Annotated in this window: 17 protein-coding genes (1 of these 17 cut by a window edge); 4 read left to right on the top strand and 13 right to left on the bottom strand. The window is 59.4% G+C overall.

Features of this window, described 5'->3' with window-relative positions:
• From hrpB to FS819_RS16260, 3 genes are all read left to right on the top strand, one after another.
• Nucleotides 1-2,180: the 3' portion of an ATP-dependent helicase HrpB gene (gene hrpB, locus FS819_RS16270; RefSeq protein WP_156548185.1), read on the top strand. The gene continues 283 nt to the left of window position 1, outside the view; only the last 2,180 of its 2,463 coding nucleotides appear in the window; the start codon falls outside the window, past its left edge; the stop codon is at nucleotides 2,178-2,180.
• Nucleotides 2,181-2,217: 37 nt separating this feature from the next.
• Entirely contained in the window at nucleotides 2,218-3,522 is a 1,305-nt protein-coding gene (locus tag FS819_RS16265; protein WP_156548184.1) for an ActS/PrrB/RegB family redox-sensitive histidine kinase, read from the top strand.
• 159 nt (nucleotides 3,523-3,681) lie between these two features.
• Nucleotides 3,682-4,257: an ActR/PrrA/RegA family redox response regulator transcription factor gene (locus FS819_RS16260; RefSeq protein ID WP_156548183.1), complete on the top strand. Its 576-nt coding sequence runs from the start codon at nucleotides 3,682-3,684 to the stop codon at nucleotides 4,255-4,257.
• Between the two features lie 19 nt (nucleotides 4,258-4,276).
• Here the strand turns inward: FS819_RS16260 and FS819_RS16255 are convergent, their stop codons facing one another.
• Nucleotides 4,277-4,762 carry an MmcB family DNA repair protein gene (locus FS819_RS16255; RefSeq protein WP_156548182.1) on the bottom strand — a complete coding sequence of 162 codons (486 nt, stop codon included), beginning with the start codon at nucleotides 4,760-4,762 and terminating at the stop codon, nucleotides 4,277-4,279.
• 176 nt (nucleotides 4,763-4,938) lie between these two features.
• Between FS819_RS16255 and FS819_RS16250 the strand changes: the two genes are divergently transcribed.
• Nucleotides 4,939-5,637: a L,D-transpeptidase gene (locus tag FS819_RS16250; protein WP_070165174.1), complete on the top strand. Its 699-nt coding sequence runs from the start codon at nucleotides 4,939-4,941 to the stop codon at nucleotides 5,635-5,637.
• Between the two features lie 160 nt (nucleotides 5,638-5,797).
• On the opposite strand, the gene FS819_RS16245 is transcribed toward FS819_RS16250, so the two are convergent.
• From FS819_RS16245 to FS819_RS16190, 12 genes are all read right to left on the bottom strand, one after another.
• Nucleotides 5,798-7,978, bottom strand: a complete 2,181-nt coding sequence (locus FS819_RS16245; RefSeq protein WP_156629817.1) for a malate synthase G — start codon at nucleotides 7,976-7,978, stop codon at nucleotides 5,798-5,800.
• A 240-nt stretch (nucleotides 7,979-8,218) separates the two neighbouring features.
• Nucleotides 8,219-11,767, bottom strand: a complete 3,549-nt coding sequence (addA, locus tag FS819_RS16240; RefSeq protein ID WP_156548180.1) for a double-strand break repair helicase AddA — start codon at nucleotides 11,765-11,767, stop codon at nucleotides 8,219-8,221.
• Nucleotides 11,760-14,945 (bottom strand): double-strand break repair protein AddB, encoded by a 3,186-nt coding sequence (addB, locus tag FS819_RS16235; RefSeq protein WP_156548179.1) that lies wholly within the window; start codon nucleotides 14,943-14,945, stop codon nucleotides 11,760-11,762. Before addB ends, addA begins: the two co-directional genes overlap by 8 nt.
• Nucleotides 14,946-14,949: 4 nt before the next feature.
• The gene (locus FS819_RS16230; RefSeq protein WP_156548178.1) at nucleotides 14,950-15,681 is read right to left on the bottom strand and encodes a nucleotidyltransferase family protein; all 732 of its coding nucleotides are present in this window, start codon (nucleotides 15,679-15,681) and stop codon (nucleotides 14,950-14,952) included.
• A 135-nt stretch (nucleotides 15,682-15,816) separates the two neighbouring features.
• Nucleotides 15,817-17,340: a tRNA (adenosine(37)-N6)-threonylcarbamoyltransferase complex ATPase subunit type 1 TsaE gene (gene tsaE / locus FS819_RS16225; RefSeq protein WP_156548177.1), complete on the bottom strand. Its 1,524-nt coding sequence runs from the start codon at nucleotides 17,338-17,340 to the stop codon at nucleotides 15,817-15,819.
• A complete protein-coding gene (locus FS819_RS16220) occupies nucleotides 17,337-19,889 on the bottom strand; it encodes a sensor histidine kinase (RefSeq protein WP_409050051.1) in 2,553 nt (850 codons plus the stop codon). The genes tsaE and FS819_RS16220 overlap by 4 nt, the downstream gene beginning before the upstream one ends.
• 376 nt (nucleotides 19,890-20,265) lie before the next feature.
• Nucleotides 20,266-21,666 carry an adenosylhomocysteinase gene (ahcY, locus tag FS819_RS16215; protein WP_156548175.1) on the bottom strand — a complete coding sequence of 467 codons (1,401 nt, stop codon included), beginning with the start codon at nucleotides 21,664-21,666 and terminating at the stop codon, nucleotides 20,266-20,268.
• A 173-nt stretch (nucleotides 21,667-21,839) separates the two neighbouring features.
• A complete protein-coding gene (locus FS819_RS16210) occupies nucleotides 21,840-22,115 on the bottom strand; it encodes an HPr family phosphocarrier protein (RefSeq protein WP_012654539.1) in 276 nt (91 codons plus the stop codon).
• Nucleotides 22,116-22,129: 14 nt separating this feature from the next.
• Complete coding sequence (locus FS819_RS16205; protein WP_012654538.1) at nucleotides 22,130-22,531, bottom strand: PTS sugar transporter subunit IIA; 402 nt, start codon at nucleotides 22,529-22,531, stop codon at nucleotides 22,130-22,132.
• A 361-nt stretch (nucleotides 22,532-22,892) separates the two neighbouring features.
• The gene (locus FS819_RS16200) at nucleotides 22,893-23,351 is read right to left on the bottom strand and encodes an HPr kinase/phosphorylase (RefSeq protein WP_156548174.1); all 459 of its coding nucleotides are present in this window, start codon (nucleotides 23,349-23,351) and stop codon (nucleotides 22,893-22,895) included.
• Entirely contained in the window at nucleotides 23,348-25,120 is a 1,773-nt protein-coding gene (locus tag FS819_RS16195; RefSeq protein WP_156548173.1) for a sensor histidine kinase, read from the bottom strand. The genes FS819_RS16200 and FS819_RS16195 overlap by 4 nt, the downstream gene beginning before the upstream one ends.
• 237 nt (nucleotides 25,121-25,357) lie before the next feature.
• Nucleotides 25,358-26,080: a response regulator transcription factor gene (locus FS819_RS16190; protein ID WP_087729524.1), complete on the bottom strand. Its 723-nt coding sequence runs from the start codon at nucleotides 26,078-26,080 to the stop codon at nucleotides 25,358-25,360.
• Between the last annotated feature and the right edge of the window lie 292 nt (nucleotides 26,081-26,372).

Here is a 26,372-nt window from a genome sequence, read left to right as displayed (position 1 = left end):
TCTCTGCCAAGACACGGATTGAAGTGGTCACGGAGGGCGTATTTGCCCGGATGATTCTGGAGGATCCCGAACTGTCAGGCATTGCCGCCGTGCTGTTTGACGAATTTCACGAACGGTCACTGGATGCGGATTTCGGTCTCGCGCTGGCATTGGATTGCCAATCGGCCCTGCGCGACGATTTGCGGCTGATCGTCATGTCGGCGACGCTGGATGTGCAGCGGGTGGCAGGCCTGATGCAGGACCCACCGGTGCTGGAAAGTGCGGGGCGCAGCTTTCCCATCGATATCCGTCACCGCGACCGGCCCGGCACCGAGCGGATCGAAGACAGCGTCACCAGCGCTATTCTCGATGCCCATGCCCATGAAAGCGGGTCGATCCTGGCCTTTCTGCCCGGACAGGCCGAGATCCGCCGCGTGGCGGAGCGGCTGGAGGGCCGGGTGCCAACCGCAACTTTGATTGCGCCGCTTTACGGCAATCTTTCGCAGGGCGAGCAGGATCAGGCCATCAAACCCGCCGCCCCCGGAACCCGCAAAGTGGTTCTGGCCACATCGATTGCCGAAACTTCGATCACCATCGATGGGGTGCGGATCGTCATCGACAGCGGGCTGCAACGCCTGCCAGTCTATGAACCCTCAACCGGTATCACGCGACTGGAAACCACCCGTGTTTCGCGGGCGTCCGCCGATCAGCGGGCCGGGCGAGCCGGACGAACCGAGCCGGGTATCGCCATCCGGCTCTGGCATGCGGGTCAAACGGCGGCGATGCCAGCCTTTACCCCGCCGGAAATTCTCGCCAGCGATCTATCCGGTCTGGTGATGGACATGGCCCATTGGGGCGTGACCGATGCTTCCGCCTTATCCTTTATCGATCAACCGCCCGCCGCCGCCTTGAAGGAGGCGCGAAACCTGCTGCTGGCTCTTAGCGCCCTGGATGATCAGGGACACTTGACGGCCAAAGGCAAGATCATGCGCGGCCTTGGCCTGCCGCCGCGGCTTGCCGCCATGGTGATTGCCGCCGCAGAAGAGGGACAGGCCAAAACAGCCAGCGAAATCGCCGTTCTACTGACCGAACAAGGATTGGGTGGAACGGATATCGATCTGGAAGAACGCCTGCGCCGGTTTCGGTCGGACCGTGGCGAGCGAGCCGGTGCAGCGCGCAAGCTGGCGGATCGGTTGACGAAAGACCTGCCGAAACATCAGGCTGCCGCCACCCCGGCCCTGGCCGGAATGCTGCTTTTACATGCCTATCCAGACCGGATCGCGCTGAAACGGGGCGCACCCGGGCGATATGTCATGGCAAATGGGCGCGGCGCGGAACTGGCGCAAACCGAACGACTGGCGGCAAGCGATATGCTTGTCATTGCCGATCTGACCGGGCGGGCAGCGCAGGGGCGAATCCTCAGCGCGGCGGAAATCCGCCTTTCCGATATAGAAGAGAGCCTGCCAGCGGCAATCATTCAGGGCGATGAGAGCTTTTTCGACCCGCCAAGCGGCCAGGTCCGGGCGCGGCGGGTCAAGCGGATCGGTGCGATCATTCTGGAGGAAACACCGCTAGGGCGGCCCAGTGGCGAAGGCGCCACCAGGGCACTGGCTGAGGGTTTGCGGCAATTGGGCCTCGAACGCCTGAATTTCAGCAAGAATGCCGAGCAATTGCGCCAGCGCATCGGTTTTCTGCATCGCACGCTCGGAGCACCCTGGCCGGATATGCATGACGAGGCCCTGCTGGATCGGCTTGAGGACTGGTTCATTCCCTTCCAGACCGGTGTGCGCAGCCTTGCCGATATTTCCATGGGCGGCATCATCGACGGGCTGAAGGCGCTGGTGCCTTACGAGGCGCAGCGTGATCTGGACCGGATGGCGCCGACCCATTTTACCGCGCCGACCGGCATGAGCCATCCGATCCAGTATGACGGCGACGAGCCGAAGCTGACGATCCGCGTTCAGGAGCTGTTTGGCCTGAAAACCCATCCGGCGATTGGCGGCGGACGGTTGCCGCTGCTGCTGGAACTGACGTCGCCAGCGCATCGGCCAATCCAGACCACCCGCGACCTGCCCGGTTTCTGGGCCGGATCGTGGAGTGACGTGCGTGCCGACATGCGCGGGCGCTATCCCCGCCATCCCTGGCCGGACGACCCTGCGGCTGCTGCCCCCACGACACGGGCCAAACCGCGTGGTACATAGACCTTGCCCGAAGGAGGACGGGCGGGGGGAAACGTGAATGAGCGCAAAGACGGATATTCGCATGCATTTTGGTACATCCAGCCGCAGATTGCGGCTTGAAACGCTGGTTCGGCTTCGCTGGCTGGCGGTTGCAGGGCAGACCATCACCCTGGCAATTGTCGCGCTGGTTCTGCAATTTCCAATGCCGGTACTGGCCGCCGCCATCTTGATCGGTGCCTTGGCAGTGGTGAATTTCCTGCTGCAACTGGCCTTTCCGTCCACCCAGAGGCTGGAACCGATCTGGACCTTGGCGATTCTGGCGCTGGATCTCTGCCAGATGGGTGCGCTGCTGTTCATCACCGGTGGACTGGCCAATCCCTTCGCGCCGCTGATCTGCGTACCGGTCATCGTGGTTTTTGCCTCCCAGCCGCTGCGCCATTCCATGGCCTTGCTGGGCCTGGCGATGGTCTGCATTTCGGTGCAGGCTTTCACGCCTTTTCCTCTGCCCTGGTATGCCGACTATATCGATCGCGGCGGCCCTGTGATGCTTACGGCAATCTGGTGCTCGATTGTGTCGATGACCGCCTTTGCTGCTTTCTATGCCTATCGCGTATCCAAGGAAGCCAATCTTCTGGCCGATGCGCTGGCGGCAACCGAATTGGTGCTGCAAAAGGAAAAGCATCTTTCCCAGCTGGATGGACTGGCGGCGGCAGCGGCCCATGAATTGGGGACGCCTCTGGCGACGATCAGCGTCGTTGCCAAGGAAATGGAACGGGAATTGGGTAAAGACCCCCGGTTTGGCGAGGATGTCCAGTTGCTGCGCAGCCAGAGCGAACGTTGCCGCGACATTCTCAAACGGTTGACCACCCTGTCCGCCGAGGATGAGGCGCATATGCGGCAATTGCCGCTCTCTTCCTTGATTGAGGAAGTGATCGCGCCTCACCGGGACTTCGGCATCAAGCTGACGGTAGTTGAGGTTTCGGACCGCACCAGCGAGCCGGTGGGTAACCGCAATCCCGGCATTCTCTACGGACTTGGCAACCTGATCGAGAACGCCCTGGACTATGCTCGGGATCAGGTCACCATCACGGTAGAGCATGACAACCGTCATGTGACGATCATGATCGAGGACGATGGAGAAGGCTTTGCGCCCGATATCCTGCTGAGAATCGGCGAGCCTTATGTCACCAGCCGCAAAAGCGATGCGCGGGCGGGCGGGCTTGGGCTGGGCCTGTTCATTGCCAAGACCTTGCTGGAACGTTCCGGGGCTGTCCTGACCTTTGAAAACCGGGGCGTTTCCAACCCGGGGGCACGGGTAACAGTGCGCTGGCCGCGCCGGGAAATGGAAACACCGACAAAGTGACTTTACCGACAGAGGCGAGTGCGCAATAACGCTGCAGACACTAGAGTGTCTCTGCTCTTCATGGAATCGCAGCAACGCTCTAGCTCGTCGTTTTTACGCATTTCCGGACGGAAAACCGGTTTCCACTTTTCCTGGAAATGCTCTAGGGATTAAGAGAACATGACCCAGGATATGCCGATCACCCACGAAGACGGCGCTGCCGATCTCGGCCCGGACGCCACCTTGTTGATAGTCGATGACGACCAGCCCTTTCTGCGACGGCTGGCCCGCGCCATGGAAACCCGCGGCTTTAAAGTGGATATTGCCTCCTCCGTGGCCGAAGGCATTGCCAAGGCCAAGACCGCAGCACCGAAATATGCCGTGGTCGACCTGCGGCTTGGCGATGGCAATGGTCTTGATGTGATCCAGGCCATTCGCGAAAGCCGAACCGACACGCGGATTATCGTGCTGACCGGCTACGGCAATATTGCCACCGCCGTCACCGCCGTCAAACTGGGCGCGGTGGATTATCTGTCGAAACCTGCCGATGCCGACGATGTCTTCAACGCCCTGACCCAGCGTCCAGGGGAAAAGGCCGATGTGCCGGAAAATCCGATGTCTGCCGACCGGGTGCGCTGGGAACACATCCAGCGGGTCTATGAGGCCTGCGAGCGCAATGTCTCGGAAACTGCAAGGCGGCTGAACATGCACCGCCGCACCCTGCAACGCATTCTGGCCAAGCGCGCACCTAAGTAACAAGCATGCGCCGAAATCATCAGGGCAGAAATTGCGGGGCGGCATCCCATTCGGCCCGCATCAACCGCTGGGCCGCCGCACGCGAAAAGGCCAGCATAACGGATTTGCGGGTGGCGGGGGCAAGCCTGTGTTCCGGCGCATCGCGCAACAGATGCGCGCCATAGCCGTCTGAAACGATCAGGCCGCAATCCAATGGAAAAATCTCCTGCGGTACATCGGGCAGCGTGGCGAAAAACAGCCGGTCGCAATGCTGGCGATAGTCTGGCCATTTGCGGTCGACCCGGAAATCCTCGATCGAGGATTTGATCTCGGTAATCCAGATTTCACCCTTATCCGAGACGCTGATCAAGTCGGCCCGGCGGCCGCTGGCCAGCGAAAGCTCCGGCAGCACGGCATGGCGCATCTGGTCGAGGAGCAATTGCGTGCCACGGCGAATCATTAAGGCCCGCTCCGACTGCCGTCCGTCGATTAATGTATTCTTAACGGAAATACTAAGAATCGTCATAATCTTCTCTTTGCCAGCCTCAAGTCTGTTGCAAAAAAGCCAGTCTTCAGCAATTTGCGAGGCCAGAGACGGCATGGGTCTTCTGTTCCCTTGCAAACTCCACTGTAATCAAAAATATACCACTATCAAAGCTGGTAACACAGATCATTTCCCGCCCGAAAGTCGATGAGCCTCCCATGCGAATCCGCAATGCACTGACCGTGCTCGGTCTATTCTCCACCCTCGCCATCACTGGCTGCTCCACCACGTCGGAAGCCGACAGCAAAAAGACCGCTGAGGCCGCACCTGTTGTCGCCCCCGCCTCGGTCGAAACAGCACAGATCTTCGATGATTCCTATGGTCCTGTTACGGATGCCGGCTATGCGCTGCCTGGTATTCCGATCCAAAAGGTCAATCCGAAGTTCCGCCGCCAGATCATTGCTTTCGACACGACAGAGCGGCCCGGTACGATCATCGTCAACACCAAGGAACGCTTCCTGTATTACGTTCTGCCGAATGGCAAGGCGATCCGCTACGGCATCGGCGTCGGCAAGGACGGCTTCGCCTGGCAGGGTCAGGCCTATGTCGCCTGGAAACAGGAATGGCCAACCTGGCATCCGCCGAAGGAAATGGCCGTGCGCAAGCCGGAAGTGGCCAAATATGTCGAAGGCGGCATGGGCCCCAGCATCAGCAATCCGCTTGGCGCCCGCGCCATGTATCTGTTCAACGAAAAGGGCCAGGATACGCTGTTCCGCATCCACGGTTCACCGGAATGGGCTTCGATCGGCACCGCCGCCTCTTCGGGCTGCATCCGCATGATCAACCAGGATGTCATCGACCTCTACAGCCGCGTCCTGCCGGGCAAGGCCACCAAGGTCATCGTTCAGCAGTCCTGATTTCAGCCAATCGATAGCCTTCATCAAAAAGCCGCCGGAGCGATCCGGCGGCTTTTTGTTTCACGTGAAAATCATTGGCTAAGGTCTATACCGCCAAAACCGCTTCACACTTTTGCTGGAATTGGCTTCTTGCTGGCGCAATTCCGGACGCAAAACCGCTTCACACTTTTGCTGGAATTGCTGTGGCCTTCAACTCAAGCCGGCGACGGTGCAGAACCGGTTCGGTATAGCCGTTCGGCTGTTCCCTGCCCTTCAACACCAGATCAAGTGCCGCCTGGAAAGCGATGGAACTGTCGAAATCGGTAGCCATGGGGCGATAGGCCGAATCATCAGCATTCTGCTTATCGACGATGGCTGCCATCCGTTTCAACGTTTCGACAACCTGAGCCTCGGTGACAACGCCGTGATGCAGCCAATTGGCCATGTGCTGGGCGGAAATGCGCAGGGTCGCACGGTCTTCCATCAAGCCGACATTGTTGATGTCCGGCACCTTGGAGCAACCGACGCCCTGATCGACCCAGCGCACCACATAACCGAGGATGCCCTGGGCATTGTTATCCAGCTCGCGCTGAATTTCTTCCGGCGTCCAATTGGGGCGCGAGGCCACCGGCACCGACAGAATATCGGAGAGCTTGGCCCGTGTCCGGCTTTTCAACCCGGCCTGGACGCCCGCGACATCCACCTGATGATAATGGGTGGCATGCAATGTTGCCGCCGTCGGCGATGGAACCCAGGCGGTATTGGCGCCGGCTTTCGGATGGGCGATCTTCTGTTCCAGCATCGCCGCCATCAGGTCCGGCATGGCCCACATGCCCTTGCCGATCTGCGCACGGCCGGACAGGCCGCATTGCAGACCGATATCGACGTTCCAGTTTTCATAAGCCGCAATCCAGGCCGCCTGTTTCATGTCACCCTTGCGGATCATCGGCCCGGCCTCCATCGACGTATGGATTTCGTCGCCGGTGCGGTCAAGGAAGCCGGTATTGATGAACACCACCCGATCCTTGGCGGCGCGAATGCATTCCTTGAGGTTAACCGTCGTGCGGCGTTCCTCATCCATAATGCCCATTTTGATCGTATTGGGTTCCATGCCCAGCGCCTGTTCGACACGGGTGAAGATTTCGACGGCAAAGGCCACCTCTTCCGGCCCATGCATCTTCGGCTTGACGACATACATCGAACCGGCGCGGGAGTTCTGGCGACGGCCGTTCGGCCCGATATCATGCAGCGCGATCAGCGCGGTCACCATCGCATCCATAATGCCTTCCGGCACCTCGGCACCATCGCGATCCAGAATGGCCGGATTGGTCATCAGATGCCCGACATTGCGAATCAACATCAGCGACCGGCACGCGACGGTAAAGGGCTTGCCCTGCGGATCGGTGAATTCAAGATCGGGATTGAGCGTACGGGTAAAGACATGATCGCCCTTGGTAACCACTTCCTCCAGATCGCCCTTCATCAAGCCGAGCCAATTGGAATAGGCCAGGATCTTGTCCTCCGCATCGACGGCGGCAACCGAATCCTCGCAGTCCATGATGGCGGTAATCGCCGATTCCAGCCTGATATCGTTGATATGCGCCTTATCGGCAGCGCCAATCGCACCTTGGGCGTCAATACAGATTTCCACATGCAGGCCGTTTCGGCGCAGAAGATAGGACGTCACGCTGCCGTCCTCGCTTAACGTTCCCGCCAATTGCGAAGGGTCCATCAACCCGGTCGCGTCGCCGGAGGTCAGCGTCACATCGAGATAGCCATCGGCAAGCGCAAGCCCAGCCACATCTGCCCAGCGGCCACCCGCCAGTGGCACGGATTGATCCAGGAACGCCCGCGCCCAGGCAATGACCTTTTCACCGCGTTTGGGATTATACCCCCTGCCCTTTTCGGCACCGTCAGCCTCGGAGATCGCATCCGTGCCGTAGAGTGCGTCGTAAAGCGAACCCCAGCGCGCATTGGCGGCGTTCAGGGCATAACGGGCATTCATCACAGGCACGACAAGCTGCGGCCCGGCAATCGAAGCGATTTCCGCATCGACATTGCTGGTCGTCACGGAAAAATCCGGTCCTTCCGGCAGGAGATAGCCGATATCGCGCAGGAAAGCTTCGTAAGCCGCAAGATCCGAAGGAGCGCCGTTTTGCTTGTACCAGCTGTCCAGCTGCACCTGAAAGGCATCGCGCTTGGCCAGCAGGGCGCGATTCTTCGGCGCAAGCTCATGCACGAGGCTAGAGAAGTGCTGGAAGAAGGCCTCTGGCTCCACGCCTGTCCCCGGCAAGGCCTTGCTCACCAGAAAATCATAGAGATCCTGCTCGATAGCCAGACCAAACTGTTCAAAACGCGCCATTTCAACCTCCTGCGGTCATCCATTCTTCAAGGGGCAAAGCCTGTTCGCGGTGCAGTATGCGCCGACGCCATCTAGCCCTGCCTCCAGCCGCTTTCGCCGCCCACGCTACCATCCCCGTTCTTGATTGACTGTCAACCGGGCATAAATCTGAAATATCGATGCTAATTTGGGCAAAATAGGAAATCAGCCTTTTGTTGCGCCTGAACGCATCGTGCAAGACGTGAAAATCGGCACAATCGTTCAGGTGTTTTGAAAAGTCTGAAGCTCCTGTAATGCGCCGTGCAACCCCGCCTCCGTCAGCGCCACCACATGCGGCCCTTCGGTATAGACCAGCAGGCAATCGATCACTTTTCCCGGATAGAGCGGCTTCAGCAATTCGCGGTAGATGGCAAGCTGGGCCGAATGGGACAGTGGCACTTCACTTTCCTGACGCGGCGGCTGCCGGTTGGTCTTGTAATCCAGCAGAATCACTTTCTCGTCCGTGACAGCCATCCGGTCCACCCGCGCCGAGACGGCGCGCTGTTCAGCGCCAAGCCGGATGGTGCCCATCAGCGAAAATTCCGTCTGCGCGTGGCTGGAAAACACCTCGCTCAAGGCAGGATGGTCAAGAATAGCCAAAACACTATCCACCAAGCGGTCGCGCTCATGGGCGGGCCAGAACCGGGCGGCGCGCTCGCCATAACGGCGGGCGGCGGCCATCCGTTCCTCGGTAGGCAGACCCGGCAACATTTGCAGCATCCGGTGCACCAATCGGCCCTTTTGCAGGGCAAGACCTGCATCTTCACCCTTGCTGAACAACGGGGAGCGCAGCATCAGGTCGCCGTCCTCTTCATTTACCTCGATCCCGGCCCCGGACGGGCTCAAAGGTCGTGGCAGGCGTGGCGGTGGCGGCGCTGGGCGCAGCAACGCCTCCGGCAAGGCTTCCAGCTCCGGTTTTTCCCGGCGTTTTTCCTGGCGCTCGAATCGGCCCGGAACGACGGCATTTTCCCAGAGCAACCCTGTCCAGTCACCCTCTGGTCCGCCAAAGCGCTGCTGACGGCACCGCTCCGTGTCCAATTCCAGCGCAGACCAGACCATCTGGTGCCAGATTTCGGTCTGCACCTGCTTGCCGCGATAGCCACAGACCACCAGCCGGTCAGCAGCCCGCGTCATGCCGACATAGAGCAGGCGTCGATACTCCTCCTCAATCGCCTGTTTTCGCTTTGCCACGTCCTGCGCGGTCAAAGGATTATCAACCGCCTTCACCGGCACCCAGACCGGGCATTCCGGGGGCTGCGCCTCGGTGTCGATCATCCGGAATTTTGGCAGATGCGTATGGTTGAAGGCTTTGGAGCCATCATCGACCAGAAACACGATAGGCGCTTCCAGCCCCTTGGAGGCATGAACGGTCATGATGCGCACCTCGCTGCGCTCCTTGTCCTGTTCGCGCTTTACCTCAGGCGCTTCCTGCTCCAGCGTGGTGATGAAGGATTGCAGGCCCGGCAGGCCCGCCTGTTCATGGGACAGGGTAAAGGTCAGAAACTCATCGATGATGTCGCTGACCTCGCTGCCAAGCCGAGCCAGAAAGTCGCGTCGGCCTCCCAGGGGACCAAGCACCCGACCATAGAAATCATGCGGCAGAAGATCCCGCGCCAAGGCCAGATAGCGGTGCAAACGGGCAAGGGCCGCCTGCCATTTTTCCGACCCGGCCTCCGCCAGCCGGGCGATCTCGGCATAGACAGAGATTTCGCCGCGCCGCGCCGCCACTTCAAACACATCGTCTTCGCTCAGGTTGAACAATGGACTTTTCAGCAGCGCCGCCAGCGACAGGTCATCGGCGGTGAGCAGCACGAATCGCCCCAGCGCCAGCAGATCCTGCACGGCAATATGCCCGGTCAGCCGCAACCGGTCGGCCCCGGCCACCGGAATATTGCTGCGCCGCTTCAAGGCTCGCGTCAGCGCATTGACGAAAGCGCCGCGCTTGCGCACCAGAATGAGGATGTCGCCTGCTGCTATAGACCGTTCCACACCCTTTTCCACGATGGTCTCGCGGGCCAGCATGATCTCGATCCGCTGGGCGATCCGTCGGGCCAGCATGGCAGACGGTGCATTTTCCGGCGTTGCATCGAAGGGCGCAGTCCAGTCCTCTTCACTTTCGCTGCCTTCCGGCGCGATCATTTCCCAGACTTCAACCGCGCCGGGATGGCCGATGCGGCTCGACATATGCACCACTGGTTCCGCAACCGCCGAAAGGCCCCTGGCATTCTCGGTGACCGAAAACACCTGATCGACGGCAGACAACACCGCATTGGTGGAGCGGAAGGATAGCGGCAGGCGCACCGCGCTGAAGCTTTCGCCGCCACGCGCCACTTCCTGCTCGGTCTCGCGGGCTTCCTGTGAAAACCGTTCCGGCTTTGCGCCTTGGAACGAGTAGATCGATTGTTTCTCATCGCCAACAGCAAAGAAGGTGCGGCGCACCGGACGGGCGCTCAGGCCGGAGAAAAAATCCTCTCGCAGCGAGCGGATCACCGACCATTGTACCGGGCTGGTATCCTGCGCCTCATCGACCAGAATATGGTCGATGCCCTGATCCAGCTTGTAATGCACCCAGGGGCCGACCGTGCTGCGGGTCAGAAGCTCGGCGGTGCGGGCAATCAAGTCCTCGAAATCCAGCTGGCTGCTGCGCTTTTTCAGCTCTTCATAATCATGGTCCAGCCGCTCGGCCAGCGTTAGCGCCGCTCGCGTCGCCTTGAACAATCGAAACAGCCGCAGGCGCTCGCGGCAGGCCACCACATGGTCGCGGGCCGCAAAGATGGCATCGGACAGATAAGGTGCCGCCTTGTTCATGGCGGCGGCAATCAGCGAACGGTCGGCTTTCGGCTTGTCGGAGCCGGTATAGAAGGCCTCTTCCAGCAATTGCGCCCGCACGAGCGAATCAGGCTGGCGCACGGCGCGCTCCAGCGTCAGGGCGACGCCCTGCACAAGGGAACCACCCTTGGTGAGCGCCAGATCAATATAGGTGGAAAGCTGCGGACCGGAGAGGGTCGGAAGTGGCCAATAGGCCTCGGCCAGCGATATCTCGGTTTCTTCAGGCTGAAGGCCCAAGGCATTGCGCAAGGCAGTCTCCACGCCGCCCTTGCGGCGGGCCGTGGCCAGAAAACCGCGCACCGCATGGCGGTTGGCGACGATATCCGACAGCAGGTTTTCCAGCCCGAATTCATCGCCAAGGCTCAACACTTCGGCAAAGGCTTCGGCGAGGTTGGCATCGTCTTCGGCAGCGGTTGCCGTCAGAAGCGAGCGACGGGCATCAGCCAAAAGCACCGAGGCCGCGCGGTCGTCCAGCACCGAAAAATGCCCGGCCACATTGGCTTCCAGCGGAAACTGGTGCAGCAGCGCCTCGCAAAACGCATGGATGGTCTGGATTTTCAAGCCGCCCGGCGTTTCCAGGGCGCGGGCAAACAGCCGCCGCGCCTCGGCAATCTTCATGCGATCCGGCGGTCGGCGCTCGATGGTTTCAATGCGCCGGGCAAGCTCCTCATCAGGGAGAGTCGCCCATTCGGCAAGCCTGTCGAACACCCGGTTCGACATTTCAGAGGCCGCCGCCTTGGTATAGGTCAGGCAAAGAATCGAAGAGGGGCGAGCGCCCGCCAGCAGCAGGCGAATCACCCGCTGCGTCAGCACATGGGTCTTGCCGGACCCGGCATTGGCCGAGACCCAGGCGGACCGGGCCGGGTCGGAGGCCAGCGATTGCTGCCGGGTGGTCCAGTCAATGGGGTCATCGCCATCGCGCAGCATGTCCGGATCAGTCATCACTGCCGCTCTCCTCTGCCGCTTCCGCGGTGGACCATTCGGCCACACGCGCCAGATGATCGTAGTCGCCGCTGAAATCATTCATCATCGCCGGCATCAGCCGCGAGACATAGCCACGCTCGCCCGATTGCAGCAGGGTAACGAAGCGCGTCAGTTGGGCGATGGATTCATGCGCCAGATCCAGTGCCGACTTTGCCTTGTCGCCCTTGCCGGTCAGCTCGTTATTAACCTGATCGGCCTTGAAGCGCCCGCCGGGCCGCAGCCGGACATAAATCAAATTATCCGGATTCAGCCTTCCGACATCCTTGAAGGCCCCCATGGTCAGGGCCGCAGCTTCCAAGGCCAATTGCGGGTCAAGCAGGCTGCGGGCCTGGGAAACGCTGGGGTTGAGACCCGTCTTGTAATCGATGATATCGGCGTGACCGGCCCGGATATCGATCCGGTCGGCAATACCAGTAAGCCGGATATCGATCTCGCCGAGTTCCACCCCGGCGCGGGCTTCCGTTACCAGTTTGGCTGGATCGCGCTGGCGCTGCCAGTCAATGAAGGCGAGGCCAACCTCGGAGAAGCGCTTGCGCCAGACGACGTGAATATGCGGTGGCAGATTTTCCTCGGCAAACAGCGTATCAGCAATCTCGCTCATCAACTGTTCAGCGTCAGGCCCCAGCTTTTCGGGCATACGCGCCACGAATTGCTCAACAATCGCATGGTAAAGCGTGCCGCGTTCGGAGGCGCCGGGATCGCTGTTGAACGGTTCAACCGGATCGAGCTTCAAAATGCGGCGGGCATAGATCGAGTAGGGATCGCGTCTGAGACGCCCGACCTCGCTGAAGGAATAGGTTTTCGGGTGCAGATCGGCAGGCGGCTTTGGCTGTGGCCGTTGGGCGGGGGCTTGATCTGCGCCTTTATCGAGCAGGTCAGCAAAATGCCGGTAACGCTCACCTCTGGCTTTCAGGGCCTCAGCAAAATCCTTGCCACCCAGCGCCAGCAGCCGTTGCAGCCAGCGCGAGGCAACGGTTGGGGCCGACCCCTGCCGCAAGGCGCGGCAATAGATCAGGTGGCGGGTGCCATTGGCCATTTCGAAATCATGGGCAAGCTGGCCGATCTGCCGTTCCGGTGGCTCCAGCCCCATTTCGGTTTTCATGCTGCGCGACAAAAATGGATTATTGGTGGTGGTGCCGGGCCAAGAGCCTTCATTCAACCCACCGAGGATCATCGTATCAACGTTTTGCAGACGCGATTCCAGCGCACCGAAAATGAAGACCCGCGGATGGCGCAGCGATTTCGGCTTGACCGATTCGCTGGCGGTCAATGCTGCAACAATCTCGATCCATTGCGGACCATCGGCGCTCAACTGGCCATCGGTTTCCATGATTTCGCTGAGCAGCCGCGCCAAAACGGCACCGGCCTCATTGGCCCAAAGGGGGCCAAGATCGCCTTCATCGGTGCGGGCCACAGCTTCCAGCACCTGACCGGTGCGTTCGGCCCATTCCCTCAAAGACAAACGGGTGGTGAAATGGTGACCATCCGGCTTGGCAACCACATGACCGGCAAGCGGCTCCACCGCCTCTGCGATTGCCTCGGCCAGTATCCGTGCCTGCTGGCGGGTCTGATCGGTAAAAGAACGCCGCCAGGCCGGTGGATGGCGGTCATCGAACTGGGCGACTACCTGTTCATCAAACAGCGGTGCCAGCGCGGCAATATCGATGGCACCAGTGCCGCCGCGCAGCGCAATGGCTTCCAAAGCGTCGGCGGCTTCACGATGTCTATCATCGGTCAGGCCAAACCGGGCGAGTGGATGCTTGAGCAAGGAGACGATGGCAACGGGATCGCCGGGCCGCAACACGGCTTCCAGCACCAACACCAGCAAGGTGCCCTGCGGCGTCGCCGAAAATGGCGTACCCGCCGAATCGTCGGCCTCGATGCCGAATCGGGCCAGTTCTGACGCGACCCGGCGGGCAAGGTTTCGGTCAGGGGTAATCAGCGCGGCGCGGCTCTCGCCGCCATCGGCACCGGGCCGCTCCAGGGCCAGCCTGAGGGCAATGGCAATGGCAATCGCCTCTTCCCGCTCGTTTGCGGCCTCGATCAGCGCCACATCGGCAAAGGCGGCCTGAAACCTGTTATCCCCGAATGCCTGTCGCCAGGCGGTCCATTGGTCGGTCGCCTTGGCAGGCGACAGCGCCCGGGAGAGAATTTCGCTGCGGTCGGCAAGCTCGGGTTCTGCCTCTTCCAGCACGCCAACGTCGTCACGTGTCAGGCCGAGACGACCCAAAAGCCGGTGCAGCCCATATTGCGGATGGGTGCGGGCGGTTGGCTCCGGCGGCATGCCGGGAGGCTGTTCCCCGCCAACGCTTTGCCACTGATCATCAGGCATGGCCTTGTCCAACCCCGGCAGCACAATCACCCCTTGGGGCAGACGCGCCACCGCCGCGATCAGCTCGGACGCGGCAGGGATCGAGCCGGTCGAGCCCGCGACGATTACCGGATGAGGATCGGACAGTTGACCAACACGGTCGCGTTCAGTGCGCAGCAAGGCGTTGCGGTGGAGAACCGGCGAAGACCGGTTCAACTCTTCCAGCCGGGCTGGCCAATAGGCACTGGCAATGCCGAGGAAAGCCAGCGTTAGCTGCCACCAGGAGGCAAAATCACGGGCATCGAGCTTGTCGAGATCGGCCCAATCACGCTCTTCGGTTTCCACCGAATCGATCAGCTCCACCAGCGCCCGCGCCAGCCAAACCGCGTCGGCCGGGCTGGCCGGAGCGACAAGCGGGGTTTCGGTGTGAATGCTCAGCACGATATCCGGCAGCTTGTTGCGCCACGCAAGAATCAACTGCGCCAGTTCCAAAAGCCGCACCGTATTGCTGATCGGCGGGTTCAACGCCAGCAGCGCCGGGGTCTCTGCGTCGAAATAACTGGCATCGTCCTCGGCTTCACCCAGGGGCTTGATCATCGGCAGAATGGCGGATTGACCACCCAACACCTCGACGAACTGGGCGCGCAACACGCGCACCGCACGCCGAGTTGGCACCAGAATCGTGACCTTGGACAGGGACAGGGGATCGGCTGGATCATAGCGAAAGCCGGGGGCGAGACGCCCATCGCATAGCGTCTCGGCAATCAGCCGCAGGAAAGGCCGATCCGGGGGAATGGTGAAGATGCGGGCTTGCAGGCTGGACATCAGCTCAAGCGTCCTGTCGGTGGCGGGCCAGCACCGTTTCCGCCTCTTCAATCGCCTCCGGCGTACCAACCGTCAGCCATTGGCCTTCCAGCATCAGGCCGAACAGTCGGCCCTTAGCAATGGCCCGGTCGAAATAGATGTTGAGATTGAAGGCATCCTCCGGCGCATCGTCCAGCAGGGAATGCTCCATGGCCAAGGCCCCGGCATAGACCACCGGATTCGGATCGCCGGGCTGGTAGCGGGTCAACCGGCCATCGGCACCGAGATTGAAATCGTTTTTGCCATTATGGCCAGTGGTCTGTTCCAGCGTGACGCAGAGCATCAGCATGTCCATCTGCGCCGGGTCAAAGGCGTCCCCCAGTCGTTGCAGATTGGTGGGTTGATCCTTCGGCTCACCGATCCAGAACAGGTCGGCATTCATCACCAGCAGGGGGCCGGGAGCCAGATGCTTGATGCCTTTAGCCAGTCCGCCGCCATTGTTCATCAAGCCATCGCGCTCATCGGAAATCACGATGCGGGGCTGATCGCGCCCAGTCAGATGCGCCAGCATCTGCTCTGGAAAATGGTGAATGTTGACCACGGCGGCTTCTACGCCCGCCTGCTGCAAATGATCCAGCGCATAATCCACCAGCGTCTTGCCCGCCACCCGCACCAGAGGCTTCGGCAGGGTCTCGGTGATGGGACGCATTCTTGTGCCGAGCCCTGCGGCCAGCACCATGGCTTGAGAAATCTTCATGGCTCTCGTATCTGTCGGCGATCTGCGGCATCGCTCGTGTGTGACGCATCATCTTTACGAGACACGCTCTATCGCAAATCCCGCCAGAGAACCACTGTCGAGAGGACCAGAACCACTGTTCCAGAGAATGAACGTTCAACCGCGCTGTAACAGGCCGTGTGTTGAAAGCCAGTCTTTCAAAGGCGTGAGCGCCTCATGCTCCAGCGCGCCAGCGAGATAGGCGAGCGTTCGGGGCATATGCTGCACATAGCCGGGTTTGCCATCGCGTTTCATCAGCCGCACCCAAAGCCCGACCAGTTTGCAATTGCGCTGAGCAGCCATGATGGCGAAGTCTTGAAGAAAGGCGCTTTCATCAAATCCGGCTTCGGCACGGCGCAGCGTCAGATAATGATCGAGCAGCCGCTTTTGCAGCTCCGGTTCGATGGTGACACGGGCATCCTGAATCAGGGAGGCGACGTCATAGGCCGCCGGGCCGATCATCGCATCCTGGAAATCGATCAGGCCGACGCGGGCGATGCCCTGTTTCCGTTCCTGCCAAAGGAGATTGGGGGAATGGACATCGCGCAGGACCAGACTGTTGCGGTCATGGATCTGGCGAAACATGTCCGACCAGAGAGCAAGATAGGCCTCCCGTTCCTCGTCACTTGGTTGCCGTGAGAGCGTAAAAGGCATGTACCAGTCGAGCAGCAATTCCGTCTCGAACCCCATGGCCGCCGCGTCGAAATCGGGAATGCGGTGGATATGGTCAGGCGAGACAGAAATTTCACGTGAAACATTTTGCCCATGCAGGAAAGCAAGCGCTGCAACAGCGTCCATATAACGCTCGGCGACCGGCTGACCCTGTGCATCCAGAATGCCGTCCTGACCGAGATCTTCGATCAGTAAAATGCCATCGGAGTCACTGGCATAAATCTTGGGGACGGTAAGCCCCGCATCCTTCAGCAGCTGATCGATAGCCACAAAAGCCCGATGGTCTTGTGCCAGATGCACGAGTTCCGGGTAGGTCTTGCCGAGGCGGATGATCGGTGTGGCCGGTCGTTTGGGGCTGTCCATCACGATGCGCTGCGGTTGACCTTCCATCCTTGCCGTTTCATAGGCGCGGTAGTCCGCATCACCAGTCAGGAAGCGGCGTCGGGCGCCCGCCATGCCATTGGCATCGAGGAAAGTGCGGATAGCGAGCACCCGCCGGATTCGGCTCAGCCTGTCCTCAGGCCCGCTGATGGTCAGTTGACGCCCGCCATCCGGGGGGAAACCGTAATGCAGGCCGATTGTCGTCTTCGGGAGCCGGTCTTCAGCCCGTTCCGGCCATTCGACGAGGCAAATGCCGGTATCCAACGCCTCATCGAAACCCAGTTCATCAAGCTCGGAAGCATCACCCAGCCGGTAGAGATCAAAGTGAGCAGCGGGAATGCGCAACTCATAGCTTTGGACCAGCGTGAAAGTCGGGCTTGGCACTTCCAGATCATCGTCATCGGCCAAGGCCCGCAGCAATGCTCTTGCAAGGGTAGACTTTCCCGCTCCGAGATCACCATGCAGGGCAAGGCAGTCACCCGGCTTCAGGGCAAGCGCCAGATCTTCCCCGAACTGGATCGTCGCCGCCTCATCGGCAAGCGAAACATGAAGCGATGCCTGGGAAAGCGATGTTGTAGATGCGATCATTCTGCGGCGACGGAATGGACAAGCACACCGGACGGAATTCTGCAAAGAACCGTGGTGCCTTGGTTCGGAACACTGTTGATCGAGACGGTGCCGTTATGCAAATGCACGAAGCTTTCGACAATCGACAGGCCAAGACCAGCCCCGGTGCGCTTGCCGCCCTTGGCATTTGAGGAAAAACGCTTGAACACCGATGGCAGCATGTCCTCGGGAATGCCACATCCGGTATCGGAAACCGAAAATACGAAGTCCGCATCCTCGCGCCAGCATTTCAGCACGACCTTGGCGCCTTCCGGCGAGAAATTCACGGCATTGGTGATGATCTTGATCAGGATCTGCTTCAGCCGTTGCTGGTCGGCGACAATGTCGCCCAGATGCGAAGGAGCAAGGATTTCCAGCGTCACGCCGCCTTCCTGTAACCGGTCGGTCATCTGCATCGACACATCGTCCAGAAGGTCGGTGAGATCGATATCCGAATAGGTGAGCCGCATGATACCGGCATCGACTGTGGCAAGGTCGAGAATGTCGTTGACGATAGTCAGCAGCACCGCAGACGAGGTGGAGATATGATCGACATATTCCCCCTGCCGTTCATTGAGCGGACCGATGGCCGTCGATTTCAACAGATCGGTAAAGCCGATAATATTGGTAAGCGGCGAGCGCAGCTCATAGGAAATATGCTGGACGAAATCGTTCTTCAGCTCGTCAGCCTTGCGCAGGGCTTCGTTCTTTTCAAGCAGCGCCCGTTCCGCCCGAACGCTATCGGTAATGTTGACGAAGGTCAGCATCGTCTGGGCATTGGGCAGCGGGATGACCGCGTAATCCAGCACCAGACCGGACATCAGCTCAATCGTGCCCTGGCTAGACGGCCGCTCGTCCTCGAAACTGGTGATCATCTTGCCGAAGGCGCGCCAGCCATCCGGCTTTTCGTAGGAAAGAGCGCAAGCCTCTTCGATGGCGCGGATATGGGTGCCAGGTGCGGCTTGCGTCTCGGTAATGCCCCAGAGCGCCCGGAAGGCCGGATTGGACAGCCGGATTCGGCCATCGGGACCAAAGACTGCAACGCCTTCGGACAGATGATCGATGGTTTCACCCTGAACCCGGACCAGCGTATTATAGCGGGTTTCGAGATCCACCTGTTCAGTCAGGTTCTCAAACACCCAGGTGGCACCGCCCTGCGGATGGGCAGAGGCGATGACCCGCAGGGTCTGGCCGTTGGGCAGGTGCCAGAGCACGGTCTGGGTATCGATGGAGCGATAGACGGAAAGGGTATTTTCCTTCCATGCCTTCCAGCTCAACTGTTCCGGCAGTTTGCCAGCGCTGCGCAGCCGGTCCAGCAATTCGGCATGATCGGGACGGGATTCGAGGAAAGCCAGATCCAGATCCCAGAGCTGCTGGAAAGCCTGATTATAGAATTGCAGCCGCCGCTCGCCGTCAAAAATCGCCACCGGCGTTGCCAGATGATCCAGTGTTTCGGCGTGGCTTTTCAGGGTGCGGCTCAATTCCTCGCGCAGGGCTTCTTCGCGCGAGACGTCAATGGCCATGCCGCAAGAGCCCTTCGGCGTCTTGGTATCGACCACGGAAAAGAAAGTGCGGTTTCCATGCACAACGGTGGAAACCGTATCATGGTAGGGCGAAACCGGCGTCAACGTCGCGCGGATCTTTTCCCGGGTAATGGTGTTGAGGATTTCACGGCCTTCCTGTATGGCCTGATCAGGGGTCAGCGCTTCAACGGCATCGCTATAGGCCTGATTGACCCAGACAAGACGACCCTCGGAATCGCGCTGCCAGACGGGTTGTTCGACGGATTCCAGCAGGCTTTCGAAGGTTTCGATGGCGGTGGAGAGCCGGGTCTTCTCGATCTTCAGTTCGGCCAGTTCGGCGCGCAGATTATTGAGCGCCACGAAACGGGCAAAAGCCCGACCCCCGGAAACACGGCCCTGCACTTCCAGCACCTCGTCGCGATAGGTCTCGACGATCAGGTCGAAGCTCTGGGCGTTAAAGCGCAGTTTCTCAATGGCATTGTCCAGGTCGGCGGCCGAACCGGGCTTCATCCAGCGGCCAAAGGCCAGGAAATCGCCTTCGGTCTGCGGTGCGCCGGTCTCCACGGGCAATTGGCCCAGCTGTTCCGGCTTGGTTTCACCACCGTCCCAGATGACGATGCGACGGTTCTTGTCGGCAATCAGCGCCTGATAACGGGAAATGCGCTGGTTGGCATCCGACAGGGCCGATCGTATCTCCCGGCTATCCGCCTCGATACTGTTGCGCTGACGCACCAGCCAGAGTGTGGACAGAAGCGTCGCGGAAATCGCGCCGATTACCAGGGAAAGGCCAATCATTTCAGTGGATGAAAACGTGCCGATGCCGCCCGCATTCAGCTGCGGCACGGCAATCGTTTGCGCTAGGGCAGAATGGCACACGAGCCCACCAGCAAGAACCGTGCTCCCGTGCAGCCACCAGCGCGATAAACGCAGGAAGCCACGTCCGGCGATGCCGCTGGCCGCGCCTGCGCTGGGTCCTGTGTCCCCGAAGGACGCAGATTCGGCGCGCATGGTTTTACCCGCGCTTCCCCGTAGGCCCGTCCTTCCCCGTAGGAACGGGTATTTCTTCTGAACCGTCATTTCCGGTCTGTCTCCGTCCACTGTGCCGCAATTCCGACAAGACATCCCCATTTCGCGTGTGCACATGCCGAATGCATCACCCGAGGGTGACGTCATGCAAACGGCTTTTTGCTTCACGGGGTCATAGGCAGCGTGACCGGAAAAAACATCCGGTCACCAAACACTGCCTGCGCACCTGCGAGGCACACGAATCAAGTTTTAAAACAATACTGTGGATAAGATTTTGAAAAAAGGGGCAAAGAAAAAAAGAAATCGCAGCCTTTGTCAAGGCTGCGATTTCTATATCTTGTGTATATCTGGCTACGGATTAGTATCTGTAGTGGTCGGCCTTGAAGGGGCCTGATGGCGTGACACCAATATAGGAGGCCTGTTCGTCAGAAAGTTCAGTCAATCTGACGCCGAGCTTTTCCAAATGCAGGCGTGCGACCTTTTCATCGAGATGTTTCGGCAGAACGTAAACCTGGTTCTTATAGGCGTCGGGCTTGGTGAAAAGCTCGATCTGGGCCAGAACCTGGTTGGTGAACGACGCGCTCATCACGAAGGACGGATGGCCCGTGGCATTGCCGAGGTTGAGTAACCGGCCTTCCGACAGCAGGATCATCCGCTTGCCGCCTGGAAACTCGATCATGTCGACCTGTGGCTTGATATTGACCCATTTCAGGTTCTTCAGCGCAACAACCTGAATTTCATTGTCGAAATGGCCGATATTGCCAACAATGGCCATGTCCTTCATTTCGCGCATATGCTCGATACGAATGACATCCTTGTTGCCGGTGGTGGTGATGAAGATATCCGCCGTCTTGATGACATCTTCAAGCCGCACCACTTCAAAACCGTCCATAGCGGCCTGCAAAGCGCAGATCGGGTCGACTTCCGTCACCTTGACGCGGGCGCCAGCGCCGCTCAACGAGGCAGCCGAGCCCTTGCCGACATCGCCATAGCCGCAGACCACGGCGACCTTGCCGGCCATCATCACATCGGTGGCGCGGCGAATGCCGTCGACCAGCGATTCCTTGCAGCCGTATTTGTTGTCGAACTTCGACTTGGTGACGGAATCGTTGACATTGATCGCCGGGAACGGCAGCAGGCCCTTCTGGCTGAGCTGGTAGAGACGGTTGACGCCTGTGGTGGTTTCTTCCGTCACACCCTTGATGGCGTCACGCTGTTTGGTGAAGAAGCCCGGTGTTGCTGCTAAGCGCTTCTTGATCTGCGCGAACAGGATTTCTTCTTCTTCGGACGAAGGGTTGACTAGAATATTCTCACCGGCTTCGGCGCGCGCACCGAGCAGGATATACATGGTAGCGTCGCCGCCATCGTCGAGGATCATGTTCGACTGGCCACCATCGGTCCATTGGAAGATCCGGTCGGTATAATCCCAATATTCCGTCAGGCTTTCACCCTTGACGGCAAAGACCGGCACGCCCGATGCAGCGATGGCGGCAGCGGCATGGTCCTGGGTGGAAAAGATGTTGCAGGATGCCCAGCGTACTTCGGCGCCCAGCGCCGTCAAGGTCTCGATCAGCACAGCTGTCTGAATGGTCATGTGCAGCGAACCGCTGATGCGGGCGCCTTTCAGCGGCTTGGTTTCGCCAAGTTCCGAGCGGCAGGACATCAGGCCCGGCATTTCGGTTTCGGCAATATCCAGTTCCTTGCGACCGTAATCCGCAAGGCCGATATCGGCGACGATGTAATCCTGTACAGTGCTCATGGCGTTCTCCAGACCGGGTTGAAACGCAAGGCCAGCACCGATCCGAAAAGATGGCCAGGCCTATGCGCCGCCCGCCATTCTGCGGCAGGCCAGTGTCATCCGTGTATCAGGGAACGTCGGGGAAGGCAATAATCACATAAAGAGGTCTTTATATCTTTATGTTCGATCTTGGTTTACATTTCCTCGCCAAACTTGTCGCGCACCAGCGCATCCAGCGTGTCGATTGCCTTTTCAGCTTCTTCGCCTGAGGTAACGACGGTAATCGTGCAGCCGGGGCTCGCCGCTAACATCATCAGCCCCATGATCGAGGTTCCGCCGACGGTGGTTCCATCTTTGCTGACGGTGACTTCGGCATTGAAGCCCTGCACCGTCTGGACGAATTTGGCTGACGCCCGGGCATGAAGGCCGCGCTTGTTGACGATCAGCAGGTCTCTGGTGAAGGAGGTCATCTTACTCGCCGTTCCTATTTGCCGCTCAGAACGCGGCTGGCCACATTGATGTATTTGCGGCCGGCTTCCGACGCATCGACGAGTGCTTTTTCCATGTCGTTCTCGCCGCGCACTCCCGCCAGCTTGATCAGCATAGGCAGATTGACGCCGGCGATCACTTCGATCCGCCCGGTATTCATCACCGAAATTGCGAGATTGGAAGGCGTTCCCCCGAACATATCGGTCAGGATGATCACCCCATGCCCATCATCGGCGCGCATCACAGCATCCAGGATATCCTGGCGGCGCTGATCCATATCGTCCTCCGGACCGATACAGATTGTCTCGATGAATTTCTGCGGACCAACGACATGTTCCACGGCATAATGAAATTCTTCAGCCAGCTTGCCATGGGTGACAAGCACAAGTCCGATCATTCGCTTATAGCTCCCTGCTCAACTGCTGACCGCCAGTTATCGCACTGCAATAGTTTCGTCCACCGATCTGTTGAGTCGCAAGGCACGCGCTGGCACAAGAAAAGCCTTATTTGAAAATCCAACACACAACCTTTGCGAGCAACAACGCCTTGCCGATCAACTATAATTCACCCCTGAAGTCTGTCAGGTTCGGCTTGAACCAGACACCCTCTCGCTTATCTTGCTTTCGTTTGTCTTTCCGGGAAAACCGCGTTCCACTTCCCACATGACAAACTCCAATATTACCCAATCAATTCTGTGCAGTGCATCTTGGCGATGAAAACACGAAGTGCAAGTGCAAAATAGTCTTGATGCCACGCCTTTAATCTGCCGCCCACGCCTCATGCAACCGTTGCAGCCCCGCAACGCTTGGATGATGGGCCGGGCATAGGCGAAGGACAGGTAAGGATTGACCCGGAAAAAAACACCTGCTTTCAGCGCTTTGCGGCAGGCGTTCCGTCATCGACGATGGCTCCACCGAAAGGACGACGGCATCGATCACCGCCGCATCGAGGCTTGGAACGGTCACCAATCCGCTGAATCGGATTTCCATCAACCCGGCAATTGTCTGGGGGCGGGATGCGATCACTCTGCCGCCTCGGGCTTCCAGCCATACCCTATCATCAGCCACAAGAGCGGCAAAAAGGCCATTTTGCCGCGCATTTTCCAGCAGGAGGCGGGCCAGTTGCGACTTCCCCGACCCGCTCGGCCCCATGATCAAATAGCCTCGCCTGCCAAGCACGACACCGGTTGCATGCAGGTTGAGCCGGCTCTCGTTCATGGAGATGGCTCTGCCGGCAGGGTCAGGATGAAGCGGGCCCCGAGTATTCGCGCGGTTTCCGGTTCCAGGATGTTTTCAGCCCGCAACGATCCGCCATGCGCCTCAGCGATCTGCCGGCTGATAGAGAGGCCAAGCCCTGAATTCTGGCCGAAGCTTTCGCCATCGGGACGGTCGGTATAAAAGCGCTCAAAGATCCGGTCAATATTCTCGACCAGGATACCGGGACCGTTGTCTTCCACCTGCACGACGCAGCGGCTGCGGGTGCGCGACAGGCGCACCACGATACGGCCTTCCTTTTCCGGCACAAAGGAACGGGCATTCTCAATCAGATTGGTGACGATCTGGCCAATGCGCAGGTCATGACCGTTGACGATATAGCGGACCTGCTGGCCCTGCTTGTGCTCCACGACATATTCGATATCGACTGGCTTCTTGCTGCTGCGGATCTGCCTGGAAATCTCCACCAGATTGCCAAGCACGACTTCCATATCGACCGGTGCCGCATCCGTGCGCGCCAGTTCTGCATCCAGCCGCGAGGCGTCGGAGATATCGCTGATCAACCGGTCAAGCCGGCGGACGTCATGCTGGATCACATCCAGCAGCCGCTGCTTCGACACATCGGTCTTGGCAAGCGGCAGGGTTTCGACGGCGCTGCGCAGAGACGTCAGCGGATTTTTCAACTCGTGACTGACGTCGGCGGCAAAGCTCTCGATGGCATCGATCCGGTCGTAAAGCGCCGTGGTCATTTCCCGCAGAGCCACGGACAGATTGCCGATTTCATCCTGACGTGCGGAGAAATCCGGGATTTCCTCACGCTCCTTGGCGCCGCGTCGCACCCGGATGGCCGCTGCCGACAGGCGCCGCAGCGGATTGGCAATGGTCGAGGACAACAGCAGCGACAGCACGATATTGACCAGAGTGGCCACGCCGAACACCCGCAGGATCGCCAGGCGTTCCGCATGGACGATCTTGTCGATATCGCCAGCCTGTGTGGACAACAGCAGCACGCCAAGCACGGCGCGGAACCGCTGGACCGGCACCGCCACGGAGACGATCAACTCACCCTGTTCGGTCACGCGCACCACGGCGCCGCGCACCCCTGTCAGCGCATTCATCACTTCAGGATAGATCGACCCGTCGCCACCAGGCGCTTCCTTGTAGAGCGGTACATTGCTTGGTTGCAGCATTCGGTTGAATTGCTTGGCCAGCCATTCCGTCCAACTGCCGGTATCGCCCTCGACCGGTGGAAGATCGTAGCGTAGTACCTGACCACGGGAATAGAGATGACGTGAATCCAGCAACAGATTGGCGTCGGCATCAAACAGCCGCGCCCTGGTGCGGGTCGGCGAAATCAGGCGGCGCAGCACGGGGGCGACCCGCTCCGGCTTGATGGGAAATTCCAGGTCTTCGTCATTCGGCACCGGGGTGATGCTTTGCCCCGCCTGCAATTCCAACAGCTTCTGCGGGTCGATGGTGATGGAATTGGTGTCGACCGAGGCCGAGGCGGAAATCGCGCCAGCGATAATTTCGCCTTGAGTCAGCAGGCTTTCCACCCGCGCATCAATCAGCCCTTCGCGAAACTGATTGAGATACATGATACCGGCGACCAGAACGATCAGCGCCGCAAGATTGAAGAAGACGATCCGTCGCGTCAGACTGGAGAAAACGGCATTGCCGAAGATGCGTCTGATCAGCGTAAAAGGATGAGAAAAGGACAGGCGCAAGGGCAGCCTGCGGCTCTCGCCGGGATCCCCGTCCTTATCGTCCATAGGCCTTTTGGATAGAATTCCCCTCACACGGCACACTTATCCTGTGGGGCAATCGAATCCCACCGAACACCATCATGTCTGCCGTCAACGTTCATTCTCAACCGGGCCTGGTCCTAGAGTTTGTCAGGGAAACCGGTTTTCCCGAAAAGACAAACGAAAACAAGAGAATTAAGAGCCTGTCTGGTTCAATCAGACCTCGGCAGGCTCTCAATCCGCAAGCAATGCCCGCAGGCGGCATCAGGCCGTTTCGCGGAAGCGGTATCCAACGCCGTACAGCGTTTCGATCATGTCGAAATCATTGTCGACCATTTTGAACTTCTTTCGCAGGCGCTTGATATGGCTGTCAATGGTGCGGTCGTCGACATAGACCTGTTCGTCATAGGCGGCATCCATCAGCGCATCACGGCTTTTCACCACGCCTGGCCGCTGGGCCAGCGAATGCAAGATCAGAAATTCGGTAACCGTCAGCGTGACCGGATCACCTTTCCAGGTGCAGGTATGGCGCTCCTGGTCCATGACCAGTTGGCCACGCTCCAGGTTGCGGGCCTGCTGCTCGGCAGCGCTCTTGACATTGCCGGGTGCGTTTCCGGTTTCGCGATTGGCGGCGCGACGCAGAATGGCCTTGACCCGCTCTACCAGCAGGCGCTGCGAAAACGGCTTGGTGATGAAGTCGTCGGCCCCCATTTTCAAGCCGAACAATTCATCGATTTCCTCATCCTTGGAAGTGAGGAAGATCACCGGGATATCTGACTTCTGGCGCAGGCGGCGCAGCAGTTCCATCCCATCCATGCGTGGCATCTTGATATCGAAGATTGCCAGCTGCGGCGGCCGCGCCAGAAGCCCGTCCAGCGCCGAAGCTCCATCCGTATAAGTTTCGACCTTATAGCCCTCGGCTTCGAGAGCGATCGAAACCGACGTCAGAATATTCCGGTCGTCGTCAACAAGCGCAATTGTCTGCATGCCGTTTATCTCCGTCATTACCGATTGCCGCCACCGCCCATCAAGAAGGTGACGGCCCGCAGCCACATTCCATATAGGGGCCGCGAAGCGCTTCATGAGGGTAAAGGTGGAACAAATTGTGGCAAAGATAAAGGGGGCAGGCATATCCGGCGTCAACGCAGTCCCGTTTCGACAGCAAAAGACAAAGGCGCATCGCGTTTAAACTGAACCGATTTAAAACTAACATACCAGTTTAAAACGATTAAATATATGATATTATTGATGTTTTCAAGATTTTTCTCTTGCGTTTTTA

The sequence above is a fragment of the Allorhizobium sp. Av2 genome, from assembly GCF_021462805.2.
Taxonomy (GTDB): Bacteria; Pseudomonadota; Alphaproteobacteria; order Rhizobiales; family Rhizobiaceae; genus Allorhizobium; species Allorhizobium vitis_G.
The sequence above is the reverse complement of the archived record's forward strand: the minus strand, read 5'-3'. Positions and strand labels throughout refer to the sequence as shown.

What these genes read in the sequence shown, in the direction of transcription:
- FS819_RS16210 (WP_012654539.1), bottom strand. Translation starts at nt 22,115, where the DNA reads ATGACCTCCTTCACCAGAGACCTGCTGATCGTCAACAAGCGCGGCCTT.
- FS819_RS16245 (WP_156629817.1), bottom strand. Translation starts at nt 7,978, where the DNA reads ATGGCGCGTTTTGAACAGTTTGGTCTGGCTATCGAGCAGGATCTCTAT.
- FS819_RS16205 (WP_012654538.1), bottom strand. Translation starts at nt 22,531, where the DNA reads ATGATCGGACTTGTGCTTGTCACCCATGGCAAGCTGGCTGAAGAATTT.
- addA (WP_156548180.1), bottom strand. Translation starts at nt 11,767, where the DNA reads ATGACTGATCCGGACATGCTGCGCGATGGCGATGACCCCATTGACTGG.
- FS819_RS16250 (WP_070165174.1), top strand. Translation starts at nt 4,939, where the DNA reads ATGCGAATCCGCAATGCACTGACCGTGCTCGGTCTATTCTCCACCCTC.
- FS819_RS16260 (WP_156548183.1), top strand. Translation starts at nt 3,682, where the DNA reads ATGACCCAGGATATGCCGATCACCCACGAAGACGGCGCTGCCGATCTC.
- FS819_RS16230 (WP_156548178.1), bottom strand. Translation starts at nt 15,681, where the DNA reads ATGAAGATTTCTCAAGCCATGGTGCTGGCCGCAGGGCTCGGCACAAGA.
- FS819_RS16220 (WP_409050051.1), bottom strand. Translation starts at nt 19,889, where the DNA reads ATGCGCGCCGAATCTGCGTCCTTCGGGGACACAGGACCCAGCGCAGGC.
- FS819_RS16195 (WP_156548173.1), bottom strand. Translation starts at nt 25,120, where the DNA reads ATGGACGATAAGGACGGGGATCCCGGCGAGAGCCGCAGGCTGCCCTTG.
- FS819_RS16190 (WP_087729524.1), bottom strand. Translation starts at nt 26,080, where the DNA reads ATGCAGACAATTGCGCTTGTTGACGACGACCGGAATATTCTGACGTCG.
- FS819_RS16200 (WP_156548174.1), bottom strand. Translation starts at nt 23,351, where the DNA reads ATGAACGAGAGCCGGCTCAACCTGCATGCAACCGGTGTCGTGCTTGGC.
- tsaE (WP_156548177.1), bottom strand. Translation starts at nt 17,340, where the DNA reads ATGATCGCATCTACAACATCGCTTTCCCAGGCATCGCTTCATGTTTCG.
- FS819_RS16255 (WP_156548182.1), bottom strand. Translation starts at nt 4,762, where the DNA reads ATGACGATTCTTAGTATTTCCGTTAAGAATACATTAATCGACGGACGG.
- ahcY (WP_156548175.1), bottom strand. Translation starts at nt 21,666, where the DNA reads ATGAGCACTGTACAGGATTACATCGTCGCCGATATCGGCCTTGCGGAT.
- FS819_RS16265 (WP_156548184.1), top strand. Translation starts at nt 2,218, where the DNA reads ATGAGCGCAAAGACGGATATTCGCATGCATTTTGGTACATCCAGCCGC.
- addB (WP_156548179.1), bottom strand. Translation starts at nt 14,945, where the DNA reads ATGTCCAGCCTGCAAGCCCGCATCTTCACCATTCCCCCGGATCGGCCT.